The organism is Bacillus sp. 5mfcol3.1, assembly GCF_900114335.1.
GTDB lineage: Bacteria > Bacillota > Bacilli > Bacillales > Bacillaceae_G > Bacillus_A > Bacillus_A thuringiensis_S.
The window spans coordinates 29,951-53,227 of sequence record NZ_FOST01000004.1 but is presented as its reverse complement, the minus strand read 5'-3'; the positions used below and the strand labels follow the sequence as shown (position 1 = coordinate 53,227).

The window sequence follows — 23,277 nt, the reverse complement described above, 5'->3', positions numbered from 1 at the left end:
GACAATACAGTGGGGTGTATTGTCTTTTTTTATGTTGGATTTGGTATATAATGGTTTAAAAGGTTTAATTATACTGGAGGGGATAGGATGAATATAGAATTAGCTACATATGAAGAAAAGAATGAACAAATGAGTATGCGCCAAGTAATTAGCATTCTATTAATTATTTTTGGGGTCATGCATGGAATTGGTTTTTTGAACCTTTTATATGATTCTTCCTTATATCCATGGTATGTAGATCATCTTATTCCACCTTTCACGTTTTGTATGATTATCGTAATATATGCACCGGCAAGAAATTGCTGCTTACATTTAATAAAATCATTACAATTCAATAATTTTAAACACTATGTAACGATAGTAATGACAGCGATTGTAATGCTTATATATCTTGCAATATTAAATTTAGTTTTACCACATGGGATTGGTGTGGACGAGTCTAGTATAGTAATAAAGCCTACTAAAAGTGAAATCATTTTATATGTAGTTGTGCTCACCATTTTTGCACCGATTTGGGAAGAACTTTTATTTCGGGGGATGTTTTTTACGAAATTATCCCAGCGCTTTTCTGCACTTACTAGTGCCGTTATAAGTGCTTTCATATTTACTTTTGGCCATCCCCTTACAGTAGGTAGTATTTTATATATTTTTGGTATGGGTATATGTTTAGCATACACATATAAGAAAACGAAGAATTTACTCGTTCCAATTGGGATTCATTTATTAAATAATTCGTTTTATTTATTATTGAATTTTCAACCATAAAAAGGCGCCTTTTTGAAAAGGGCGTCTTTCGTATTTTGTAGTAAGTAGAAAGGGCTTTATACGCATTGTGTAGAGGCAAGGTAATACAAAATATAAATAGTTTCATGTGAAACATTTTTATTATCCAATATACAAAATGATTAACTTAGTGTATTAAACGTATCATTCATAAGTATTCTAATATATTTAAAAGTAAAATGAAATAAGAAACGGATAATTGTCGGAATATATTCGATTTCCGTTCATTTTTATGAAATATGTGTACTTTTTGTTAGATTCCTTCATTTTGTCCATATACAATAAATGTATATAGAAATAAGAAAAGGATGATGTACGTGAAGGACACTGTTTTACAAGAAACGATTTCTCCACAAGAATTACATAAAGTTGTTCAAAAGAATACAGCTTATTATGATTTTAAGTGGAGTAAAGTAGAAAACCCTGCGCAAGGGAATACATGGAATTGGGTAGCCTTTTTCTTCCCAACCTTTTGGTTAGCTTATCGCAAAATGTATAAGTTATTTATTATATTTGCGTTATTGGCTATACCTAGTATAGTTATAACCCCTTTTATAGATATTCCAGAGGGGATTTATGTAACATTTAGTTTAGCTCTTCAATTAGGAATGATGATATTTACTGGATGGCAAGGAAACCGTTTATATTATAAGCAGGCTGTTCGTGTTTTTCGTAAGGGAGAAGATGCGTCTGATCATGAGAAGGCGTATTTCTTACAATCTAAGGGTGGCGCTAGTGTAGCTGGTATGATTGGTTTACAAGTTATAGTCGGGATTGTGTTTGGCGGAGCTATGCTCGGACTTTCTCTTTTACCAACTGAGCCGAATATTAAAAACGTTGTTCGTTCAACTGGTGAAGGGGTTACTTTAGAGATTATGACTGATAATCCAACCTGGAAGTTTGTGAAGAAAGAAAAAGATTATGATGTAGTAGAGTTTACTGGTTATGATTATACAGAGAAGAAAAACGTGAAAATTAAATTTGCTGTTTATTTCGATGAAGATTATTTCGAGTGGCAAGAGGTATATGAAAATAATAAGAAGTTAAGTGAAGAAGAAGTAGAAGAATATCAAATTTATATTGAAGAAAATAATTGGGGTTTCTAGAGGGAACTCGTTCATTTTGAAAAGAAGAATCTTGTGAAGGTTCTTCTTTTATTTATTAGGGGGAGAGAAATAATTTCAGCATTAATAGAAGCTCTAATAGGATCTATTAGTTTAAGTACGGGTTTACACACGAAAAAGATTGATGTTAACATACTTTACTTGCAGCAGTATGAATGGTTTCGAATCATATATGAAGACGAGAAGTATCGAAAGTTATTTATTACGAACTACAAAGTTCGCTCATATTTACAAAGTAAGTTAAGAGTTCGATTGCTCGTAAAAAATAAAAATGCACAACGAAGATTTTTAAAATTAGTAGAAGAACAAATAGAAAAAAGGCATACGAATTGAAATTTTGTAAAATACAATAAAAAATGAGAATTTGAGGTAGGCTTGTCAATAACGTGAGACTATGGCACTATAAAGAAATGCTATACAAATTTTATTTATCGAGATGTAAACATCAATTTTGATTTTTACGTATAAATAATGAACGGAGGAAATGAATTTATGGCTACTTTACCAAATTGTCCAAAATGTAATTCAGAATATACGTATGAGGATGGCGTTCTTTTCGTATGTCCAGAATGTGCTCATGAGTGGGGCCAAGAAGCAGAAGCTGAAAATAATGATGGTGCAAAAGTTGTAAAAGATGCGAACGGAAACGTTCTTCAAGATGGCGATGCAGTTACTGTTATTAAAGACTTAAAAGTAAAAGGAACTTCTTCAGTTGTGAAGATCGGTACGAAAGTAAAAAGTATCCGTCTAGTTGATGGCGATCACGATATCGATTGTAAAATCGACGGTTTCGGAGCTATGAAGTTAAAATCACAGTTCGTTAAGAAGGCGTAAGACAATAAAAAGAGGGGGCGAATAGCCTCCTCTTTTTATTATGTCACTTTTTGTCGGTAAATCGATATTTCGTACAAAATCGTTGATATATTCTGAGTTATGATAGATATATTTGAAAAATCGTTGATATATTGCAAGTTATGATAGATATATTGAAAAAATCGTTAATATAATTTCACTCACCGAGAACGATGCATCATTTACTGAGCGAAAGTTACGATTTACCTCGCATCATAGTCAACCTCTTTCAACTGACATCGCTTATTAAAGAACGTTTTATATCCAAGCTGTAAAAAGATAATGACAGCAAAGGCAGTGCTTCCAGAAATACCGAGTATGATGGCGATTTGATATTGAATGGCTGTGAACGGTGATACACCGGATAATATTTGACCAGTCATCATGCCTGGTAAGCTTATAATCCCCATTCCGACCATAGAATTGATTGTCGGTAAAATAGCAGAATCAAAAGCGTCTCGAATGAGCGGAGCAGCTGCTTCTTTCGGTGTTGCTCCGAGCATAAGTGCACCTTCAATTTGACCTCTTTGCGACTTCATATTGTTTAAGAACGTATTTGCGCCGAGAGAAACACCAGTCATGGCATTCCCAACTAACATTCCTGTAATAGGGACGATATATTGCGGAGCATACCAAGGGTCATGACCGATAATAACGAAGATAAATAGTAGAAGTGGCCCAATTGATCCGGCGACCATGGAAAGGGCGGCTACTCGTTTTAATTCTTTAGACATCGGGATGTTAACTCGTTTATAAATATTAAAAATTGCAAAGGTAGTAATAGAAGTAATAAGAGCAATTGTATAAAATGGATTACTGTTTTCAAATACGTATGTAAGGACATATGCAACAAGTACGAGCTGAATGGTCATACGGAATGTTGCGAGCGCGATTTGTTTTTCGCGAGGTATTCCTTTTAATTTTACAAGTCCAATTAAAATAAGAATGAAAATATAGGCAGCGGCAAGTTGCCAAATTTGGAGTTCAATAACGCCCTTCAACAGAGAGCACTTCCTTTCTAGTTGCACCCTTTGTTTTGCTAATTTCAATAATATCGTCTGCAATTTCTTCTGGAAGTTGTTGTGAGTGTGTGATGAAGATAATTGTTTTTTTCTTTTTTCGTGCTAGTTCAGTAAATTGTTTCATAACGCGGCGTTCTGTATCACTGTCTAATGCTGAAGTTGGTTCATCTAATAAATAGACAGGCGGATCCATAAGTACGATACGTGCAAAGGCAAGTCTTTGTTTTTCACCGCCGGATAATGAGGAGGCGCTATCTTCTAATTGCTTGTCTAAGCTAACGGTTTGTAGTGCGCTCCGCAGGGCATCATCATTTGGAAATGGTTTTTCAGAAAGACGAAGTCCCATTAATAGATTTTCTTTAACGGTTCCATCAAAAAGAGGTGGAGTTTGCCCAAGCATAACTACGTCACGACGTAATTGAATAGGCGGATAATCAGAAATTAACTTTCCGTTATATTCAATTGTGCCGGATGTTGGAGATTGTAAATCGTTTAACATGCGAAGCAATGTGCTTTTTCCGCTTCCGCTTTCACCGATAATGCAAGTGATCTTTTCTTTTTGAATCTGTAAATAAGGAATGTGTAGTATATCTTTATATATAACGTCTTTTAATATAAACATAAATCGCTCCTTTCTGATTCTAGTTATATCGTATCAAAAAAGAGGGGGAAATGGTTATAACGAACAACGTTTTTTCTGCGTCTTGAGTTTTATTAATAAGTTAAGTAAACGATCTAATTCTTGGCTGAAAGAAATCACTTTATCATGAGTGAATCCGTATCGTTCAACGAGATAGATTAACTCTTTCTTTTTCGCTTCTATTCGATTGTTTAGTTTCGATAAGTTCATAAGTGGAATGTAATGCCTCCTACAAAAGTATTTATAACATAAAAAATAAGACCGAATGAATTCGGTCTTCAAGGAAATAATAAAACAACTTACAAATAGCATACACTGTTTATCAATAGTTTTTAATATAAAAATGAAAAATAAATCATTATACATATTGAGAAAGATGTGTCTGATAATTTTTAAAAACTGATGCAAAGAAGCTGCCTACATAGTAGACAGCCTGTAAAGTATTAACCTTTATGATATTTGTACATCCAAAGAAGGCCGGATTTTAATAATCTTGGTACACGTCCCATTAACGGTTGATTTGCGAGTAAACCGAATCCATGCTTCTTACCAAGAGATCCTAGAACACCTTTTAATTTAATAACAGGTAGTTCATCAGGGAGTGGTTCATTATTCCAACGTTTTAATAATATTTGGACAATTTGTTCTCCTTGACCTTCAGCAAGTTGGGCAGATGGTGCATGTGGAAGTGCTGCGCAATCTCCTACAACGTAAACGTGCTCGTTGTTTGGAATATTGTGATATTTCGTTAAGACAACCCGTCCGCTACCGTCTTGTTCAACTGGAAGGTTTCGAACAACTTCATTTGCTTGAATACCAGCTGTCCAGACAATTGCATCACATTCAAGTGGTTCATCGTGATTATACACAATATTTGGTTCCACTTTTGTAATGTTAGAGTTTCTTATAATATTAACTTTATGTTTTACGAACCATTCTTCTACGTATCTACTTAATTTCTCTGGATACGGGAATAAAATTCTATCTTTTCGATCAAATAAATAGATTTTTAAATCAGAACGGCTTTCGCGAAGTTCACTTGCAACTTCCACACCACTTAAGCCAGCACCAACGACAGCTACTGTTGCATTTGGTTCTAGACTATTTAATTGTTCATATGTTTTACGTGTTTGTTCAATTGATTGTAGACTATGTGTATATTCCTTCGCCCCAGGAACGTTATGATATTTATCTTCACAGCCAAGTCCGATAATTAAATCATCATATTGGATTGCTTCGCCGCCATCGAGATGAACCGCTTTTTCTTCGAGGTCAATATTTGTTATTGTGCCGTATTGAATATTGAGGCGTGGGTGCTCAGGAAACGGTATACGAATATGCGTTTCTGAAATAGTACCCGCAACTAATGCATAATATTCAGTTTTGAAGCAATGATATGGTACTTTGTCGATTAATGTCACTTGTACATCATCTGGAAGTTGGTTGCTTGGAAGTAGCCTTTGTAGAATTCTCATTCCACCGTAGCCGCCACCTAGTATTACGAGGTGTTTCATGATGGATTACCCCTTTTCTGTTGAAATATCCCCTAATCATAAAATTTTATATTAATAAAATATTTTGACTTTACTCAATCAAATTATATCGAATTTGTGAACAAATAACAATGCATGAATGAATACTCTGTTGTACAATAAGAAGAAAAGTAAAGTAAACTGTTTTGCCTTTTTAGTTACTATTTCATTGCAAGTAGCATGTTATATAAAATAAAATCATCTACTTTGAAGTGAAATAGTGAAGTAACTAAATAGTTTAGGATGTATAACGAAAACAACAAGAGACAGCTTAGTTTTCTTCTTATAGATGAAGTCAGAAGGTAATTTGTTTTGTAGTACAGGGGGGAGAATTTTGATTAAACCATTAATTGAATTTTGTGTAGGTAACCTTGCAAGTGGTTCACAAGCAGCTCTAGAAAAATTAGAAAAAGATCCAAATTTAGATGTAATGGAGTATGGTTGTCTAGGGTATTGTGGTATTTGTTTTGAAGGACCGTTTGCACTTGTAAATGGTGAAGTTGTACAAGGTGCAACAGTAGAAGAGCTTGTTAATAATGTATATGAGTATTTGGATGAAAATCCAATGTTTTAAGGTGTTGCGAATGAGCAACGCCTTTTTCATTTTATTTTAGATAAAACGTTATTTTGGAGGGTAGTTTAATACTATAGATAAATAAAAAAAGGCCCTTTTTAGAAGGGCTTTTTTCTTACACAATGTGTGTAAGAGTGGCTCATCGCCAAACGTTGTCAAATATGAGAAACGGGGGACATTCATATTGTGTTCTAAAAGCATGCATTCTATACTTAAAATAACAAATTATTTTTGGAGTGAATACAAATGAGCCAATTTTCTTTTACAAAAATGCATGGTCTTGGCAATAGTTATATATATGTAAATATGTTTGAAGAGCAAATTCCTGAAGAAGATTTAGCTCTTGTGGCGGAAAAGGTTTCAAATATTAATACTGGTATTGGAGCAGACGGAATGATTTTAATTTGTCCGTCTGATGTAGCTCCGGTGAAAATGCGTATGTTTAATAATGATGGATCAGAAGGAAAGAGCTGTGGTAATGGTTTGCGCTGCGTAGCGAAATATGCGTATGAGCATAAACTAGTAGAGGAAACAGTTTTCACAATTGAAACGTTAGCTGGCATTGTAACGGCAGAAGTAACGGTAGAAGATGGAAAAGTTATATTAGCGAAAATTGATATGGGTGCACCACGCTTAACACGCGAAGAGATACCGATGCTCGGTGAAGGTGAAACACCATTTATTCGTGAAAACTTCTTATACAATAATCATCGTTATGCATTTACGGCTGTTTCAATGGGGAACCCGCACGCGGTTATTTTTGTTGAGGATGTAGAGAAGGCACCTCTTACAACACTTGGTCCAGTTCTTGAGACACATGAAATGTTCCCAGAGCGAGTGAATGTTGAATTTATCGAGATTTTAAACGATGAAGAAATGAATTTCCGCGTTTGGGAACGTGGTTCTGGTGTAACGCAAGCTTGCGGAACAGGGGCATGTGCTGCCGTTGTAGCTGCTATTTTGAATGGCAAGATGGAACGTGGTAAAGAAATTACAGTCCATTTAGCTGGCGGCGATTTAATGATTGCGTGGACAGAAGAAGGAAACGTGTTAATGAAAGGACCTGCGGAAGTAATTTGCCGCGGAGTGTATGAGTACAAGATAGAAGCGTAAAGATGTATAATAGAATGAGAACAGAAAGGATGGTGTATTTCATGATTGAAGTAACAGAACAAGCAGCTTTTCAAATTAAAGATATGTTAAAAGATGCTGAAGATGGAGAGAAGTACGTGCGCCTTGCTGTACATGGCGGCGGATGTACTGGCCTTTCTTACGGCTTAGGATTTGAAGTAGAACCAAAAGAAGACGACACAGTTCTTGAGTTTTTCGGTGTTGAATTTGTTATCGATACAGAAAGTGCTCCAATTGTTAAAGGAGTAAAAATTGATTATAAACAATCTATGCTTGGCGGCGGATTCACAATCGACAATCCAAACGCAATCGCATCATGCGGATGCGGATCATCTTTCCGTACAGCGACGAATGCTGGTAAGCCAGAAGAGTGCTAAGTTTTTAGCCGAAATAGAAAAAGACCTTTTTAGCGATGGAATAAAATCGTTAAGGAGGTCTTTTCTTTTGCCGTAAAAGCCCGATTACCAAGGCTAATCAATATTTCACTTTATTTTTGCATAGATGCAAGTATCAGTTAGTTGTTTGCCGTCAGCTGAAAAATCTTCATTACGTAATATCCCTTCAAGTTCAAAGCCTAGTTTTTCAGGGAGTGCACGACTTTTCGTGTTATTACATTCACATCGTATTTCAATCCTTCTAAATTTGAATAACTGAAATCCAAGGTTTGTTAACGCACTTACTGTTTCTGTCATATATCCACTGCCACTAAATTGCGTGTTAATCCAGTATCCAATTTCACATTTAGAAACCTTCCAATCAATTCGATGAAGGCTAGCTGTTCCAACAAAATCATTCGTCTCTTTATGATAGATAAGATAGCGAAAGCTTTCTCTTTTCAAAAAATCTATATGTGCATTTCTCAGAAGAATTTCCGTTTCTTCAACAGTAGGAATGGACTGAAATAAAGACAACCATTGCTTTAATTCATTAATGGAATCTTTAATAGCTTGTTGTACTATATCCCCTTCACCAGCTTGAAGTGGTGCTCGAAGAATGAGTCTGTCTGTTTCTATTTGTAACGGAACATCTAATAAAATAGGGTTCATATCATTTCTCCTCTCGAAACCTTTAAATTAGGACAGAATGAAACTTATATCATAAAAAAACTTTCACCCAAAAGAAATAATTCTGGAGGACGAGAGTTGCAATTTATAATAAATGAATTGAAAAATACTTTATCTCACTAATAGAAAATCACGTCACAGCATCACTATTAGTTATTATAGAACTGTGCGAAGTACAGGAATATAGTAAAGCTTATCTCCCATAAAGGAACCTCTCAAAAACGAGTAAACAATAAATATATATTCAATTCATCATTTAGAAATCCCTTTTCACATATTGAAAACTAAACTATCAGTTGGTACAGCAGCATTAGGTTGTTAAACTAATGCATATGTTAATTGAATAAGGAGTTATTATTTTTTAACCTGCTTTAAATTGAACGCATAATTCACGATTGATTATCTAAACGCAATCGCATCATGCAGATTTGGATCATTTTTCCGTACAGCGACGAATGCTGGTAAGCCAGAAGAGTGCTAAGTTTTTAGCCAAAATAGAAAAGACCTTTTTAGCGATAGAATAAAATCGTTAGAAAGGTCTTTTCTTTTGGCGTTAAAACAGAAAATGCATGTAAAGTTACTTTAGAAATTAATTTGAATGTTATTATATATAGAATATATGATAATTATTGTGAATTCGACTTTCATATTGTTCGTTTAAGACAAGATTATGCAACAGAAATGTAAATGAATAGCAGAAATATACTATTTATTAGTTATATTTAATGTTAATATTTGTAACGAAGATGATTGGTGAGGGCTGATTAAAGTTTCATTTTATATAAAAAAGGTGCATGAGGGAGAAGGCTATAGCAAATTGTATAGAACTGAATAGTTCCGTATTAATTTAAATACGTTGATTACTAAATATTAAAAAATACCGGGGGGATTAGAGTGAAGTCATTTAAGAAAGTACTTATAGTAGGGATGGCGTTGACTACAGTATCGATTTTGGGAGCTTGTTCTAGCGATACAGACGTATTAACAAAAGTAGGAGCAAAGCAACCAGCGAAGGCGGAAGGTGACGTACTAAAAGATCAGAAGAAAACACCTATGACTACGAGTAAACGTGAAAGTATTAAAAATGAGGACGCTTCATCATCACAGAAGCGTTATATTTCTCATGATGAATCTCAAAAAATTGAGGAAGGTATGACGTATACGGATATTCTTAATACGATTGACTACGGTGGTGAGAACATAAAATATTATAATAACAATGAAAAACGCGTATTTTATACTGAAAAAGATACGGATGGTACATATGAAATTATGGTTGAATTAAATACATATGGTTACGTTGTGAATATTGAACGTACTGCTATAAAGGATACAGATAAAGATAAAGGTAAGGAGAATCGGGTATCTACGAAACGTATTGAAGAGCCTGTAAAGGAATATGAAGAAAAAAACGATCGTGTACCGTGGTATAAAGATGTAAATAACAATTCGGCAGCAGTAAGTTACAATCACTATTTGAAAATCAAAAAAGGTATGCCTGCGAATCAAGTAAAAGCTGCAATTGGACAGCCACATGTGATTGAGAAATATAAATCTTATTCAGTATATGACTATACTGGTTATGGTGGAGAAGGATCATTACGTGTAATCTTTGAACCGAATGGAACTGTTACGGATGTAGTGGAAGACGGTTTACCACGATAATAAATTAGTTACGGGAAGAGTTGTAGTAAAGTTGTCTTTGATTTTATAAAGTTTTTGGAGCATCCCCGAATATAGGTGGAAAAATAATTCTATTAGCCATGTTGATTATAGTATTAGTATTTACCGAAGTTTCTTCCCAATTCAATAGCGTTATTGTGCATGTTGTTGTCGTATTATTCTTGTTGGTATATACCGCAGTATGGCAGCAATTGTAACTGGACGTAAAAGGAAGCGGAGGAGTAGCAGCTTCCTTTTAAAAGAAGGAGGAAAATATGATGGAGGATATTCTTGAATTCATAGGGAGATACGTAATTAAACCTATTATTAGTTTAGTGAGATATCTTGTAATAGAGATTATAATTGAGGGGATAATAGAAGGCGTAATAAACGGTATAAGGAAATTACGTGATAAGTGGCGAAATTGGCGTGAAAGACGTTATTGGCGGTAGTGTAGTTGATGAGAGTGCAAAACAAAAACGTTATACAGAAGTTATGAAGAAGTTTAATGAAATGATAGCAAACCATCCGCATTTAGAATCTGTACTCGTTCCAATTGGTGATGGAATGACAATTTCTAAAGTGAATAAATAATTATTATCTTACAAAAGTGTAATGTTCATGTCATGTTTTTGAATTTCTTCTTTAAGCTCCGGGCTTTAAGATAAGAATATAAGAAAAAACATATGAGGTGAAGGAAATGAAAAGATACATTGCACTATTTAGTATTTTAGTTGTATTTGCAAGTTTGTTAGTTGGTTGTGATTTAAACCGTATGGGTAAAGATGAGTATTATGTTCAAATTACAGTAGATGGAAAAGAATTTGATAGTAAAGCTAGTGATGGGCAGAAATTTAAAGATTATGAATATAAGCTGACTGGCTTTGATAAAGACGGTAAAGAGAAAGAATTAGAATTCATAGCTCAAAAAAATCTTCGTAAAGAAGCATTCCTACGCGTATACCACTCAGATAAAAAAGGTGTAACAGCTTGGGAAGAAGTGAAGAAAGACGAGCTTCCAGCGAAAGTGAAAGAAAAATTAGGCGTGAAATAAGACAGATAGAAAAGGAATTGACGAACAGGGTCAATTCCTTTTTTTGCTTTCAAATTCTTCTTCTGAAATGACTTTAAATCCGTGTCTTTTAAATAAAGCAGTAGTTACCCCGTAACCAGTTTGCTTATTGCCATTAAATTCACCAGTGTAAATCGTAGAACTGCCACAAGATGGACTACGTTCCTTTAAAATAATATATTCTGGATGTAAATTTTTAATTTGTTCTAATGCTTTATAAGCACCATTTACGAAAGCTTCTGTGACATCTTCACCATCTTTTGTCATCACTTTCGCTTTTCCGTCCAAAACGTCGTCGCCATTCCCGCCAATAATTTCAGCAGAAGGACGAGGTGTTGGCAGTCCTCCTAATACTTCAGGACAAATGAGGACTGTATCTTCTTTTTGTAGTAGCTTCTCTATTTTTGAAACGAGATTGTCATTTCCGTCATATCGACAAGCTATACCACCTAAACAAGCGCTAATTACGATCATATTTTCATCTCCATTAAAAAAATATTAAATTCCACGCCAGATTCTCTTCCTGCCTCTTACTTATAAATGAGGTGATATAAATGGGAAGCTTATATAATTTAATGAAACCATACAGTGAATTTCGAAGTAAAGAAGAGTTTAATGCATATCAAAAACAAGTTTTGAAGTGCTATCGATTTCAATTGAATAAAACGGATGCTACCATTATTCATTTTTTAGGAAAGTATGCGGTGAATGAGAAACAAAAAACAGTAGGAGTCGCCTGTCCGTTAATGGAGACGATTGCGAAGAATGTTGGAAAGAGTATTCGTACAGTACGCCGTTCAATTGCAAAGTTAGAGGAACTAGGAATTATAAAGCGTGTTGCAACAAAAGAAAGACATAAGCGCGGCGGGTATAGTGCGAACTTATATATTTTTCTTATATCTGCAATTGACCGCATGGATGACCGTATGAAAATGTCCGCATGTGAAAGTGAGGATTATACAGCTGGCTGTAGCGGAAAGGAGCAAAAAAGCGAGAGGGAAACAACTCTTTCTAAAAACATTCCACAAATAAAAGAGAAAAGAAAAATAACGTACGAGCTTGATGAGACGTATTGCCGTCATGATATACCGAAGCCTTTTATATACGCACTGGTACCGATGACGAGTAATCCGAAGAAAATTAATATATTTTGGAGTAAGGTCGAGCTTGCGTATAAAAAGAGCGGGTTACTAGAGCAAGGTGTTTTACTAGAGCAGATATTAGCTGATGAAGAAGTGTATGGAAATTTCATTTGGCGAGTGAAGAGTGTTGTGAGAGCTTATAAATATGGGGAAATCCGTAAAAATGTGAAGGCACTTTTATATAGTACAGTGCGAGATTTATTTTTAGAGGTTGGATTAGAATGGGGAGCAGCTGTGAGAAGAAGTAAGGGGATAGCGTTATTTGATCCATTTAAAAAGGAGCCATGCGTATAATACATGACTCCAAGTAGCTAGTCGAACTTTCTTACAACTGGAACACGAATCGCTACAAATAGTACGAAGACGATAACAGCAATTGCACCGCTTTTCATAACGGTTACGATTGGAATTCCCATTGCAAGTGCGATTGATGTGAATGCATAAGAGAGCGGGATAAAGCCCATTGATGATAGCATAAGTAAGCTCATTACGCGTCCCATCATTTCCTCTTTTACTGTCGATTGAATCATCGCCATAAGCGGAACGATAGCCATTGCAATTGTAATACCATAAAACATGCCGGCTAATAATGCTTGCCAAAGTACGGTGCTAAAGTTGATGGATAAGAAGAATACACCAGACAGTAGCATCATGATAATGCAAAATAGTCCGCGTCTACGATTAATATTTTTTAAACCGACAATGACAGCGCCTATTGCCATTCCGCCGCCTACAGATGCTTCTAAGTAACTGAAATGGAGCGAGTCACCGTGCAGAACATTTTTAACGAAAAGCGGGAAACCGACTTGCATCGGACCAATTAAAAATAAATTTAAAAAGGCGCTACAAAGAAGGAAAGTTGAAAGGAATGGCGATTCCTTTACATATAAGATTCCTTCTTTAATGGAAGTGAACATACCTTTATCTGTATCTTTTAGTTCTGGCATCGTAAATTGTATTTTTTGAACGAGTATGGCTGCGACAATCAGTAATAAAATTGTAATAGAAAATATTGTCTCGTAGTTTGTAAATTTGATCAGAATTCCGCCAAGTACAGGTCCTAAGATGACCGATGCTTGGTTCGTCATTTGTGTAAGTGAATTCGCTTGTGTTAACCGGCTTTTTTCTACCAATTCAGGTAAGATAGATCCATCTGCTGACCAGAAGAAAGCATCAGCAAGTCCAAAGAATAAAGCGAATAAAGCAAATGTATATAGTGTTACATCACCAACGATAAACCATGTGAGAATGGTTGCGACAAGAATCGCTCGAATAATATTGGAGTAAAACATAATGTTTTTTTTCGGGAATTTATCAGCTACAGCGCCGCCGATAATCATAAAAATAAGCCTTGGAACACTAAGAGCTACGAAAACAACACCGAGTGAAGCTTCAAGGTTTAATGTTTTTGCTATGTACCACGTTTGTGAAAAAGTAAAAAAGGCTAAAGCAAAGCTTGAAAAAAGAGTAGCTGCCCAAAGAAAAAGGAAATTCGTATTTTTTAATAACGGTTTTCCGCTTCCTTCTAAAGCAGTTTTATTTTGTTGTAGTTCCTCCATATTGCTTCCTTTCTATGTGACAAATTTAAACTAAAAAACCAGTAAACGCCCGATTGGTGAGGGCTAATACTCAATGGGAGATGCCCTCCGCTGAGTATAGTTTCACTTTATACAGTTTCTAATATTTCTATACTGCACTTTCTCATTGTAGACAATAATAATGGATTTGCCCAGTAGCTATTTAACGACAAAAAAAGATGCCGAATGGGCATCTTTTTTTAGGCTAACGCAATATAAATATCCAATTGTGCATGATTTGGGTCTAATGCTCTTTCGGCGTAAAGTTCAAAGTCTGTTGTGAAGGCACGTTTATTTTCTTTCGACCATTTCCAAATATATTCCCAAGCTTCGCAAACGACTTCAGCAACTGGTCCCTTTCTCGTTGTAAATACCGCATACGTAGCGGCAGGTATTGTTAAAGTTGTCATATTTTCAGGAACATCTTCTAATGAAGAAACGGGCATACCGATTGTAAATGTATATGTACCAGTTTCATCTGATTCGTAGTTGGAGTAGAAAGCGAATGTTTCTTTCGTTTGTTGATTTGGGATGTGATGCATCATTTGTTCTTGAAAGTATTTGTTCCAAAGCCCGGGGATTTTTCCTTCAGGAGATGCCTCTATTTCATTAGTTGTCGTAACCGAAACGCCGATTGCTTGGAAAGCTTCTTTTTTTACGATAATGGGTTCGTTTATCATTACAAATTCCTCCTTTAAAATAAGAACATACGTTCTTTAATGATATAACATATTTTTACATGTAACGGTTATTGTTTTTTGAAAATTTTAATCATAAACAACAAACTGAAATAACTAAAAAATGGTAAAAATTCTATTGTATGTATGAATAGGTTAGGGAGTATGTTAAGATTTTTATGTATCCTTTAACTGTTATATAAGCCTATGCAGTAGAACGTTTTTACTATATTAAAAATGGTAAAGGTTTGTATAAGTGTCCGATATATATGCTATTTTTGATAAATTAAAATAGTAATATTCTATGAGATTTATATTGTTGAAATTGGGATTTCAACGATACATTTTCATAGGTCGGATTGTTGCGAGTGGATATATATTGCTATGTATACGGCTACGAAATTAAGTAGACGGATAGCAAGTATATAGAAAGGAGAAAGGTAGAAAATATGAAGCAAGTATTGAAGTGTTTTAATGTCGTAACGATGATCACACTTCTCCTATCCATCATATTGCCTTCACCCAGTGCTTTTGCTACAGAGATAAATAAAAAAAGCTGGGATGAGTTACAAGGAAATGATGTGAAAATTAAGGCAGAGCAAGTAAATGCTGAAATATATAAGGGAGAAGTAGCGGAGAGGGAGCACGTATTTCAATATACGATTGAAAATACGGGAGCTACACCAATTCAAGAATTGGTGCTTAAACAAAATAATGAAAATGAAATTACGTTCCCTTCGCAATCTGTGAAAGTAAACGGAGAGAAGTTACCTGAAAATAAGGTAGCGGATTTCTATGTAGAGGAAAAAGATAAGGGAGGAAAGGTTCTTTCTTCTAATCTTAAAATTAAAGATTTAAAATCACATGAAAAAATGACTGTGTTAATAAAAGCTCGTCGTGCACAACATTTTAATAAAGAGTATAAGCAAAAAATTAGTGTGCAAAAGGATCAACTACAAATAGGAAACATGTCTGTAGATGTTGAAGGGATTCCTTCTGAAGACAAGGTTGAAGCTAATACCGATGATGAGGCTGACAGTAGTAAGAAAGAAATCGGATCACCAGCTGATGCTAAATCAAAAGAAGTGGATGGAAAATTAAAAGTATCTGCAGGAGATAAAAATAAACCTACAGCGAACACGGAACTAGTGAAGCAGCCAGTAGATAAAGATGAGAAGAAACTAGAAAAAGAAGCGGAAAATCAGAGCGATGCAAAAGTACAAGCTGCATCAGAGAATGCTTCGAAGGTTCAAATGCAAACAGGGGATAAGCAAGGATTTGGAGATCCACTGTATTCTACAATTACTGCTGGTAATTTAGTACAGACTGGTAATGTAACACTTGGTTTGACGACTGATCATTATGGCAGACAAAGTATGGGTTATAAAACGAATAAAATGACTGTGGACGTTGATAACGATGATAGTACTTTTAATTCGTCAACAGGTGCATTTCCTAACATTCCTGCCGGAAGTAAAGTGAAAAAGGCTTACTTATTCTGGACAGCAGCAATGGGGTTACCAGGAAATATTGCTGATAGAAAGGTTACCGAGGATCAAGTAAGGCAACCAGTCAAAATGAAAATGGGAAATAAAGAATATGCAGATGTAACTGCTGATAGCATACGAAAAGCGGATTACCTACCTTATATTTCTAATTACTCAGGTAGTGGCGCAGGATATGTTGCGTATGCAGATGTAACAAATGTAATTGCACAGCAAGGGATTTCACAAACGTTGACAGTTGCAAATGTGCCACAAATTAAAGATGTAACAGGTGGCGGCTATTACTGGGGTAACTGGAATCTTATATTAGTTTATGAAAACTATAAAGAAACAGTAAAAGACATGAAGATTTGGGAAGGGCTAGTCTCTCAAAAAAGTACAGCCTGGACAGATATTAGTGTTAATAAAATAAACACACCAAAAGAAGGTGCTTTTAAGGCGAAATTTAGTTATTTTTCATCGCAAGGTGACCCAGCTGAGAAAGATGGATATGCATATGATTATGGAGAATATGATTTTGGTGCTGGATATATAAAGATAAAAAATATTAACGGTAAAGACAATGATGCGAATGATTCGTCTATGACAGAAGTACAAGTAGACGGTACTAACGAGTTTGTTACAAAAAAATATCCAGGATATAACCCGGATTGGACAAATTCATTCAGTACTGACATTCATACGTATCATCTTGAAGGACCTACTCAAGTAAAAAATGATTTAAAAGAAGCAAAAATGCGTTTTAGAGCAAATGGTGGCGGTGGTGATATTTACGTATTAAATAACGCTACATTCGTTACAGAACATAATGCTCCAAACTTACAAGTTGATAAAAAGGCATTAGATAGTGCCGGTAAAGAAGTTAAGGAAATTAAAGCTGGTGAAGAGTTTACGTATCAAATTGAAGTGAAGAATGATACGAAAAATAACCAAGCACCTGTATCTAATGTAAAAGGTTTTGATAAATTAGATGATCGTTTAGAGTATGTTCCGGGATCTATACAATATATTTCTGGAAGTAATAAAGGAAATAAAACAGATAATGCAAGCGATGATGAAGCGGAGTTTGTAAATAATCAAATTGATTTCCGTGTTGGTGAAGGTGCTAATGCTAAAGACGGCGGTGTTTTAAAGCCTGGTGAAAGTGCCATTATTACATTCAAAGTAAAAGTGAAAGCTTCTGTACAATCAGATACAACAATAAAAAATATCGTTGCTGTAAAGGGAAAAGATAGTACCGAGGTAAATTATGAAACTACAGATGATGCAAATGTTACGGTTACGCTTCCGAAAGAAGTTCCGGGAGAAATAGAAGCAAGAAAAATAGCTTCTAATAAAACACCGAAGCTAGGTGACGAGGTAGAGTATCGTATTACATTTAAAAATAAGACAAAAGATGGACGTCTAGATGTATTGACAATTGAAGACGAATTACCAAGTAATCTTGAATACGTGAAAGATAGCTTGAAAGCAGAAGGTGCAAAACCAGAGCCAGTAGAGCTGAAGTTTGAAAATGGCAAAGTAATGGCAAAGTATCCAGAAATTATGGATATGGAAGAAAGAAGTATCGTCTTTAAAACAAAAGTAAAAGAAACTGCAAAAATTGGTGAAGAAATTGTTAATAAAGCAACCGTTAGTGATAAAACAAATCCACCAAAGGATTTAGAGGAGAAGATTACACCACACCATAAGGCCGGTAAAATTGCTGCAAAGAAAAAAGCAACAAATAAAAAGCCGAAGCTAGGAGAAGAAGTTGAATATCAAATTAGCTTCAAAAATACGGTGGAAAACGGAAAACTAGATGCAGTTACAATAGAAGATGAAATTCCAGCTAACTTAGAATTTGTTCAAGGTAGTGAGAGAGCTGAAGGTGCTGAACCAAATCCAGTAGAGTTAAAAGTAGAAAATGGTAAGGTAATCGCAAAATATCCAGAGATTACGGATACAAAAGAGCGAAGCATTTCCTTTAAAGTGAAAGTAAAAGAAGAAGTAACAGTCGGTAAAAAAATCATTAATAAAGCAACTATTGATGATTCGCAAAATAAGCCAGTTAATCCGACTGCGGAAATTATTCCTCAGTATAAAGATGGAAAACTTGAAGCGAAAAAGATGGTAAATAATGAAACGCCGAAGTTAGGAGAAGAAGTGGAATACCGAATCAGCTTTAAAAATACGGTAGAACATGGAAAGCTAACAGAGGTAAAGATAGAAGATGATTTACCAAATGGATTAGAGTATGTGAAAGATAGTGTAAAAGCAGTAGGTGCTAAGCCAGCTCCAGTGGAATTGAAATTTGAAAACGGTAAGGTAATGGCGAAGTATCCTGAGATTACAGATACAAAAGAGAGAAGTATTACCTTTAAAGTGAAAGTAAAAGGTAAAGTGAGCGATTGGATTGTTAATGAAGCGATTGTGAGCGATACGAAACATCCGCCAGAAACACCGACAGCAGAAATTATTCCGCAACATAAAGACGGAAAAGTGAAAGCGAAGAAGACGGTAAATAATGAAACGCCGAAGTTAGGAGAAGAAGTAGAATACCGAATTAGTTTTAAAAACACGGTAGAAGACGGAAAACTAGCAGAGGTGAAAATAGAAGATACTTTACCCGAAGGTTTAGAGTACGTAGAAAACAGTGTGAAAGCAGAAGGTTCTAAGCCGGATCCAGTAGAATTGAAAGTGGAAAATGGTAAGGTAATGGCGAAGTATCCAGAGATTACGGATACAGAAGAAAGAAGTATCACTTTTAAAGTGAAAATAAAAGAAGAAGTGAAAGTCGGTAAAAAAATCGTCAATAAAGCAATTATTGATGATACGAAAAATGAGCCAGAAACACCGACGGCAGAAATTACTCCACAGCATAAAGACGGAAAAGTGGAAGCGAAGAAGACGGTAAATAATGAAACGCCGAAGTTAGGAGAAGAAGTGGAATACCGAATTAGCTTTAAAAATACGGTAGAAAACGGAAAGCTAGCAGAGTTAAAAATAGAAGACGATTTACCAAATGGATTAGAGTATGTGAAAGATAGTTTACGAGCAGAAGGTTCTAAGCCAGATCCGGTAGAACTGAAAGTGAAAGATGGAAAAGTAATCGCAAAATATCCAGAAATTACGGATACAGAAGAAAGAAGTATCGTCTTTAAAGCGAAAGTAAAAGAAGAATTTAAGGTTGGTGAAGGCATTGTCAATAAAGTAGTTGTTGATGATACAAAAGATCCAACAACTTCAGAAGTAACAATTACGCCAGAATATAAAGACGGTAAGCTTAAAGCAGAGAAATTTGTAAACAATAAAAAACCGAAATTAGGAGAAGAAGTAGAATACCGAATTAGTTTTAAAAACACGGTAGAAAACGGAAAACTAGTAGAGGTTAAAGTAGAAGATGAAATTCCAGCTGGATTAGAGTTTGTAGAGAACAGTTTACAAGCAGAAGGATTTAAGCCTAGTCCGGTAGAATTAAAATTTGAAAACGGCAAGGTAATGGCAAAGTATCTAGAAATTGCGGATACAAAAGAAAGAAGTATTATTTTTAAAGTGAAAGTAAAAGAAGAGGCAGAAATAGGCAAGGAGATTGTTAATAAAGCAATCGTAGTAGATACAAAAAATGAGCCAGAAGAGCCTCGTGTGGAAATTACTCCGCAATATAAAGATGGTAAAATTGCTGCGCAGAAAGTAGCCAATAATCATAAACCGAAACTAGGAGAAGAAGTAGAATATCGAATTAGTTTTAAAAATACGATAGAAAACGGGAAACTAGCAGAGGTAAATATAAAGGATGCCTTACCAAATGGTTTAGAGTATGTAGAAGGCAGCATCACAGCAGAAGGTTCTAAACCGAAACCAGTAGAGCTACAGGTGAAAAATAATAAAGTAATGGCAAAGTATCCAGAAATTACAGATACAGAGGAAAGAAGTATTGTCTTTAAAGCGAAGGTAAAAGAAAGCGCAAAAGTGGGAGAAGAAATCGTAAATGAGGCAATTGTAGATGATACAAAGAATCTACCAGAAGAGCCTTATGTACCGATTACACCACAATATAAAGATGGAAAAATTGAGGCAAGAAAAGAAGTAAGTAATCGTGAACCGAAGTTAGGTGAGGAAATCGAATATCGAATTATTTTTAATAATACGGTGAAAGATGGAAAACTAGTAGAGGTAAAGATAGAAGATAAAATTCCAGCTGGATTAGAGTTTGTAGAAGGAAGCGAAAAGGCTGAAGGTGAAGAGCCAAAACCAGTGGAGTTGAAAGTAGAAAATGGTAAGGTAATGGCAAAGTATTCAGAGATTATGGATACGAAAGAAAGAAGTATCGTCTTTAAAGTGAAGGTGAAAGATTCGGTTACAATAGGTAAGGACATTACAAATAAAGCGATTATCCACGTTGATGATCCGAACCATCCTATAACTGAACCGACAGCGAAAATTACACCGCAATATAAAGACGGTAAAATTGCTGCTCATAAAAAGGTGAATAATCATAAACCGAAGCTAGGTGAGGAAATCGAATACCGAATTTCATTTAATAATACGGTGAAAGATGGACAGCTGGCAGAAGTGAAAATTGAGGATGAAATTCCGTCTGGTTTAGAGTATGTGAAAAATAGTCTAAAAGCAGAAGGTGATAAGCCAGCCCCAGTAGAGTTGAAAGAAGAAGCTGGTAAGGTTAGTGCGAAGTATGAAAATATCACTGACATGAAAGAAAGAAGTATTATCTTTAAAGTGAAGGTGAAAGATTCCGTTGAAGTGGACAAGGCAATTGTAAATAAAGCAATTATTGATGATACAAAAAATCCACCAGAGCGACCGGAAGTAGATATTACACCGCAGCATAAAGATGGTAAATTTAAAGCTAATAAAAAGGTAAGTAAAAAAGATCCAAAGCTAGGAGAAGAAGTAGAGTACCGAATTAGTTTTAATAATACGGTAGAAAACGGAAAACTAGCAGAAGTGAAAATTGAGGATCAACTACCAAATGGATTAGAGTATGTGAAGGATAGTTTAAAAGCAGAAGGTAATGAACCAAATCCAGTAGAGCTAAAAGAAGAAGCTGGAAAAATCACAGCGAAGTATGAAAATATTACTGATACAGCTGAGCGTAGCATTATCTTTAAGGTAAAAGTAACAGAAGCAGTAAAAGTCGGGAAGAAAATCGTGAATACGGCAATTGTGGATGATGATAATCCGAAGAATCCTCCGCAAAAACCAGAAGCGATTATTACACCGGAGTATAAGGACGGAAAACTAAAAGCTGAGAAAACAGTAAATAACCCAGCTCCAAAATTAGGAGAAGAAGTAGAGTATCGAATTACGTTCCGTAACGTAGTTGAGCACGGAAAAGTAGCGAAGGTGAAGATTAAGGATGAATTACCAACTGGCTTAGAGTTTGTAGAAGGTAGTGAAAGAGCCGAGGGAGAGAATCCGAAACCGTTGTATGTGAAAGTGAAAAACAGCACAGTACTCGCAGAATATCCAGAAATTACGGACATGAAAGAAAGAAGCATCGTCTTTAAAGTAAAAGTGAAAGATAAAGCTAAAATTGGCGAAGCGATTGTGAATACGGCGGTTGTGGAAGATACAATAAACCCACCAGAGAAACCGAATGTCGCTATACAGCCTCAACATAAAGATGGTGCATTACAAGCAGAAAAAACAGTAAGTAATCATGAACCGAAGTTAGGAGAAGAAGTAGAATATCGAATTAGCTTTGAAAATACGGTAGAGAACGGAAAACTAACTGAGGTAAAGGTAGAAGATGAAATTCCAGCCGGTTTAGAATACGTACAGGATAGTATAAAGTCTGATGGGCCGGAACCAAATCCAGTAGAACTTAAAGTTGAGAATGGAAAAGTAACAGCAAAGTATCCAGAAATTACGGATACGAAAAAAAGAAGTATCATCTTTAAAGCGAAAGTACAAGAAACGGTACAAGTAGGAAAAGAAATTATAAACAAGGCGGTTGTGGATGATAATAATCCGACAAATCCACCGGTTGAGTCACTTGTACCAATTACACCGCAATATAAAGATGGGAAACTAGAGGCAAGGAAAGAAGTAAGTAATCATGAACCAAAGCTAGGGGAAGAAATCGAATATCGAATTACTTTTAACGGCATAGTAGATGGCGGGAAGTTAGTTGATGTAAAGATTGAAGATGAAATTCCGTCTGGTTTAGAGTATGTGAAAGATAGTCTGAAGGCTGTAGGTGATAAGCCTGTACCAACAGAACTTAAAGTTGAGAATGGAAAAGTAACAGTAAAGTATCCAGAAATTACGGATACGAAAGAAAGAAGTATCATCTTTAAAGTAAAGGTAAAAGAATCAGTAAAAGTTGGAGAGGAAATAACAAATAAAGCGATTATTCACGTAGATGATCCAAATCATCCAGTTATGGAACCGACAGCGACAATAAAGCCAGAATATAAAGATGGTAAGGTAAAAGCAACGAAGACAGTAAGTAATAAAGAACCGAAGCTAGGAGAAGAAATCGAATACCGAATTAGCTTTGAAAATACGGTAGAAAACGGAAAATTAGCTGAGGTAAAGATAGAAGATGAAATTCCAGCCGGTTTAGAGTACGTGCAAGATAGTATTCGATTTGAAGGGGCTGAACCAAATCCAGTAGAGTTAAAAATGGAGTTTGGAAAAGTAATAGCGAAGTATCTAGAAATTACAGATACGAAAGAACGTAGTATTATTTTTAAAGCGAAGGTAAAAGCAGCACCAAGTAAAGGGATAACAAATAGAGCGATAGTGGACGATAGAATAAATACACCACTTGAGCCTACAGTTACAATTTTACCGAAAACAAAAGAAGATTTTAAGATACCGGAAGATCCGAAAGAACCAGAAGTGAAACCGGAGGATCCGAAAGAACCGAAGGAGCCAGAAGTGAAACCAGAGGATCCGAAAGAACCGAAGGA

20 protein-coding genes and 2 pseudogenes are annotated in these 23,277 nt (G+C 35.3%); 14 read left to right on the top strand and 8 right to left on the bottom strand.

What is annotated here, in order from left to right; genetic code table 11:
- Positions 1-87: 87 nt before the first annotated feature.
- The 4 genes from BM089_RS21395 (at position 88) to phnA (ending at position 2,741) form a co-directional block, all read left to right on the top strand.
- Entirely contained in the window at positions 88-765 is a 678-nt protein-coding gene (locus BM089_RS21395) for a CPBP family intramembrane glutamic endopeptidase (RefSeq protein WP_090978042.1), read from the top strand.
- Positions 766-1,091: 326 nt separating this feature from the next.
- On the top strand, positions 1,092-1,889 hold the full coding sequence (locus tag BM089_RS21390) for a DUF2628 domain-containing protein (protein ID WP_139213310.1): 798 nt from the start codon (positions 1,092-1,094) through the stop codon (positions 1,887-1,889).
- 69 nt (positions 1,890-1,958) lie between these two features.
- A complete protein-coding gene (locus BM089_RS21385; protein ID WP_139213319.1) occupies positions 1,959-2,240 on the top strand; it encodes a hypothetical protein in 282 nt (93 codons plus the stop codon).
- Positions 2,241-2,399: 159 nt separating this feature from the next.
- Entirely contained in the window at positions 2,400-2,741 is a 342-nt protein-coding gene (phnA, locus tag BM089_RS21380; RefSeq protein WP_000212737.1) for an alkylphosphonate utilization operon protein PhnA, read from the top strand.
- A gap of 221 nt (positions 2,742-2,962) precedes the next feature.
- Here phnA and fetB read toward each other — a convergent pair whose 3' ends face one another.
- From fetB to BM089_RS21360, 4 genes are all read right to left on the bottom strand, one after another.
- Positions 2,963-3,760: an ABC transporter permease gene (gene fetB / locus BM089_RS21375; protein ID WP_000679260.1), complete on the bottom strand. Its 798-nt coding sequence runs from the start codon at positions 3,758-3,760 to the stop codon at positions 2,963-2,965.
- The gene (locus BM089_RS21370) at positions 3,744-4,403 is read right to left on the bottom strand and encodes an ABC transporter ATP-binding protein (RefSeq protein ID WP_090978035.1); all 660 of its coding nucleotides are present in this window, start codon (positions 4,401-4,403) and stop codon (positions 3,744-3,746) included. The genes fetB and BM089_RS21370 overlap by 17 nt, the downstream gene beginning before the upstream one ends.
- Before the next feature lie 54 nt (positions 4,404-4,457).
- Positions 4,458-4,631: an aspartyl-phosphate phosphatase Spo0E family protein gene (locus BM089_RS30735; protein WP_001054090.1), complete on the bottom strand. Its 174-nt coding sequence runs from the start codon at positions 4,629-4,631 to the stop codon at positions 4,458-4,460.
- Between the two features lie 233 nt (positions 4,632-4,864).
- Positions 4,865-5,935 carry an NAD(P)/FAD-dependent oxidoreductase gene (locus tag BM089_RS21360; protein WP_000682065.1) on the bottom strand — a complete coding sequence of 357 codons (1,071 nt, stop codon included), beginning with the start codon at positions 5,933-5,935 and terminating at the stop codon, positions 4,865-4,867.
- Between the two features lie 352 nt (positions 5,936-6,287).
- On the opposite strand from BM089_RS21360, the gene BM089_RS21355 reads away from it, so the two are divergent.
- The 3 genes from BM089_RS21355 (at position 6,288) to BM089_RS21345 (ending at position 8,035) form a co-directional block, all read left to right on the top strand.
- Complete coding sequence (locus tag BM089_RS21355; RefSeq protein ID WP_000595026.1) at positions 6,288-6,527, top strand: YuzB family protein; 240 nt, start codon at positions 6,288-6,290, stop codon at positions 6,525-6,527.
- Between the two features lie 246 nt (positions 6,528-6,773).
- On the top strand, positions 6,774-7,640 hold the full coding sequence (dapF, locus tag BM089_RS21350; protein WP_000077394.1) for a diaminopimelate epimerase: 867 nt from the start codon (positions 6,774-6,776) through the stop codon (positions 7,638-7,640).
- Between the two features lie 41 nt (positions 7,641-7,681).
- The gene (locus tag BM089_RS21345) at positions 7,682-8,035 is read left to right on the top strand and encodes a HesB/IscA family protein (RefSeq protein WP_000573830.1); all 354 of its coding nucleotides are present in this window, start codon (positions 7,682-7,684) and stop codon (positions 8,033-8,035) included.
- Positions 8,036-8,140: 105 nt separating this feature from the next.
- Here BM089_RS21345 and BM089_RS21340 read toward each other — a convergent pair whose 3' ends face one another.
- Positions 8,141-8,704 carry a GNAT family N-acetyltransferase gene (locus tag BM089_RS21340; RefSeq protein WP_001068190.1) on the bottom strand — a complete coding sequence of 188 codons (564 nt, stop codon included), beginning with the start codon at positions 8,702-8,704 and terminating at the stop codon, positions 8,141-8,143.
- Positions 8,705-9,110: 406 nt separating this feature from the next.
- Between BM089_RS21340 and BM089_RS21335 the strand changes: the two are divergent.
- The 5 genes and pseudogenes from BM089_RS21335 to BM089_RS21320 form a co-directional block, all read left to right on the top strand.
- Positions 9,111-9,203 (top strand): annotated as a pseudogene (locus BM089_RS21335) (iron-sulfur cluster assembly accessory protein); the annotation flags it as partial.
- Positions 9,204-9,616: 413 nt separating this feature from the next.
- Complete coding sequence (locus BM089_RS21330; RefSeq protein ID WP_016513190.1) at positions 9,617-10,387, top strand: hypothetical protein; 771 nt, start codon at positions 9,617-9,619, stop codon at positions 10,385-10,387.
- A gap of 98 nt (positions 10,388-10,485) precedes the next feature.
- A pseudogene (locus tag BM089_RS31585) lies at positions 10,486-10,679 on the top strand (hypothetical protein).
- Between the two features lie 113 nt (positions 10,680-10,792).
- Positions 10,793-10,978, top strand: coding sequence for an O-methyltransferase (locus tag BM089_RS21325; RefSeq protein ID WP_139213309.1), 186 nt, complete (start codon positions 10,793-10,795; stop codon positions 10,976-10,978).
- Positions 10,979-11,084: 106 nt separating this feature from the next.
- Entirely contained in the window at positions 11,085-11,438 is a 354-nt protein-coding gene (locus tag BM089_RS21320) for a YxeA family protein (RefSeq protein WP_000833143.1), read from the top strand.
- Positions 11,439-11,468: 30 nt separating this feature from the next.
- Here BM089_RS21320 and BM089_RS21315 read toward each other — a convergent pair whose 3' ends face one another.
- Entirely contained in the window at positions 11,469-11,930 is a 462-nt protein-coding gene (locus BM089_RS21315) for a 2-thiouracil desulfurase family protein (protein WP_000635511.1), read from the bottom strand.
- 80 nt (positions 11,931-12,010) lie between these two features.
- On the opposite strand from BM089_RS21315, the gene BM089_RS21310 reads away from it, so the two are divergent.
- Positions 12,011-12,892, top strand: a complete 882-nt coding sequence (locus tag BM089_RS21310; RefSeq protein ID WP_000535237.1) for a helix-turn-helix domain-containing protein — start codon at positions 12,011-12,013, stop codon at positions 12,890-12,892.
- Between the two features lie 17 nt (positions 12,893-12,909).
- Here BM089_RS21310 and BM089_RS21305 read toward each other — a convergent pair whose 3' ends face one another.
- Together BM089_RS21305 and BM089_RS21300 are read right to left on the bottom strand one after the other, a co-directional pair.
- On the bottom strand, positions 12,910-14,157 hold the full coding sequence (locus tag BM089_RS21305; RefSeq protein ID WP_000391931.1) for an MFS transporter: 1,248 nt from the start codon (positions 14,155-14,157) through the stop codon (positions 12,910-12,912).
- Between the two features lie 218 nt (positions 14,158-14,375).
- Entirely contained in the window at positions 14,376-14,855 is a 480-nt protein-coding gene (locus BM089_RS21300) for a GyrI-like domain-containing protein (protein WP_000606667.1), read from the bottom strand.
- A 446-nt stretch (positions 14,856-15,301) separates the two neighbouring features.
- Between BM089_RS21300 and BM089_RS21295 the strand changes: the two genes are divergently transcribed.
- A partial coding sequence (locus BM089_RS21295) for an isopeptide-forming domain-containing fimbrial protein (protein ID WP_090978033.1) occupies positions 15,302-23,277 on the top strand: 7,976 nt, incomplete at its 3' end.

What these genes read in the sequence shown, in the direction of transcription:
- BM089_RS21395 (WP_090978042.1), top strand. Translation starts at nt 88, where the DNA reads ATGAATATAGAATTAGCTACATATGAAGAAAAGAATGAACAAATGAGT.
- BM089_RS21390 (WP_139213310.1), top strand. Translation starts at nt 1,092, where the DNA reads ATGATGTACGTGAAGGACACTGTTTTACAAGAAACGATTTCTCCACAA.
- phnA (WP_000212737.1), top strand. Translation starts at nt 2,400, where the DNA reads ATGGCTACTTTACCAAATTGTCCAAAATGTAATTCAGAATATACGTAT.
- BM089_RS21370 (WP_090978035.1), bottom strand. Translation starts at nt 4,403, where the DNA reads ATGTTTATATTAAAAGACGTTATATATAAAGATATACTACACATTCCT.
- BM089_RS30735 (WP_001054090.1), bottom strand. Translation starts at nt 4,631, where the DNA reads ATGAACTTATCGAAACTAAACAATCGAATAGAAGCGAAAAAGAAAGAG.
- BM089_RS21360 (WP_000682065.1), bottom strand. Translation starts at nt 5,935, where the DNA reads ATGAAACACCTCGTAATACTAGGTGGCGGCTACGGTGGAATGAGAATT.
- dapF (WP_000077394.1), top strand. Translation starts at nt 6,774, where the DNA reads ATGAGCCAATTTTCTTTTACAAAAATGCATGGTCTTGGCAATAGTTAT.
- BM089_RS21345 (WP_000573830.1), top strand. Translation starts at nt 7,682, where the DNA reads ATGATTGAAGTAACAGAACAAGCAGCTTTTCAAATTAAAGATATGTTA.
- BM089_RS21340 (WP_001068190.1), bottom strand. Translation starts at nt 8,704, where the DNA reads ATGAACCCTATTTTATTAGATGTTCCGTTACAAATAGAAACAGACAGA.
- BM089_RS21320 (WP_000833143.1), top strand. Translation starts at nt 11,085, where the DNA reads ATGAAAAGATACATTGCACTATTTAGTATTTTAGTTGTATTTGCAAGT.
- BM089_RS21315 (WP_000635511.1), bottom strand. Translation starts at nt 11,930, where the DNA reads ATGATCGTAATTAGCGCTTGTTTAGGTGGTATAGCTTGTCGATATGAC.
- BM089_RS21310 (WP_000535237.1), top strand. Translation starts at nt 12,011, where the DNA reads ATGGGAAGCTTATATAATTTAATGAAACCATACAGTGAATTTCGAAGT.
- BM089_RS21305 (WP_000391931.1), bottom strand. Translation starts at nt 14,157, where the DNA reads ATGGAGGAACTACAACAAAATAAAACTGCTTTAGAAGGAAGCGGAAAA.
- BM089_RS21300 (WP_000606667.1), bottom strand. Translation starts at nt 14,855, where the DNA reads ATGATAAACGAACCCATTATCGTAAAAAAAGAAGCTTTCCAAGCAATC.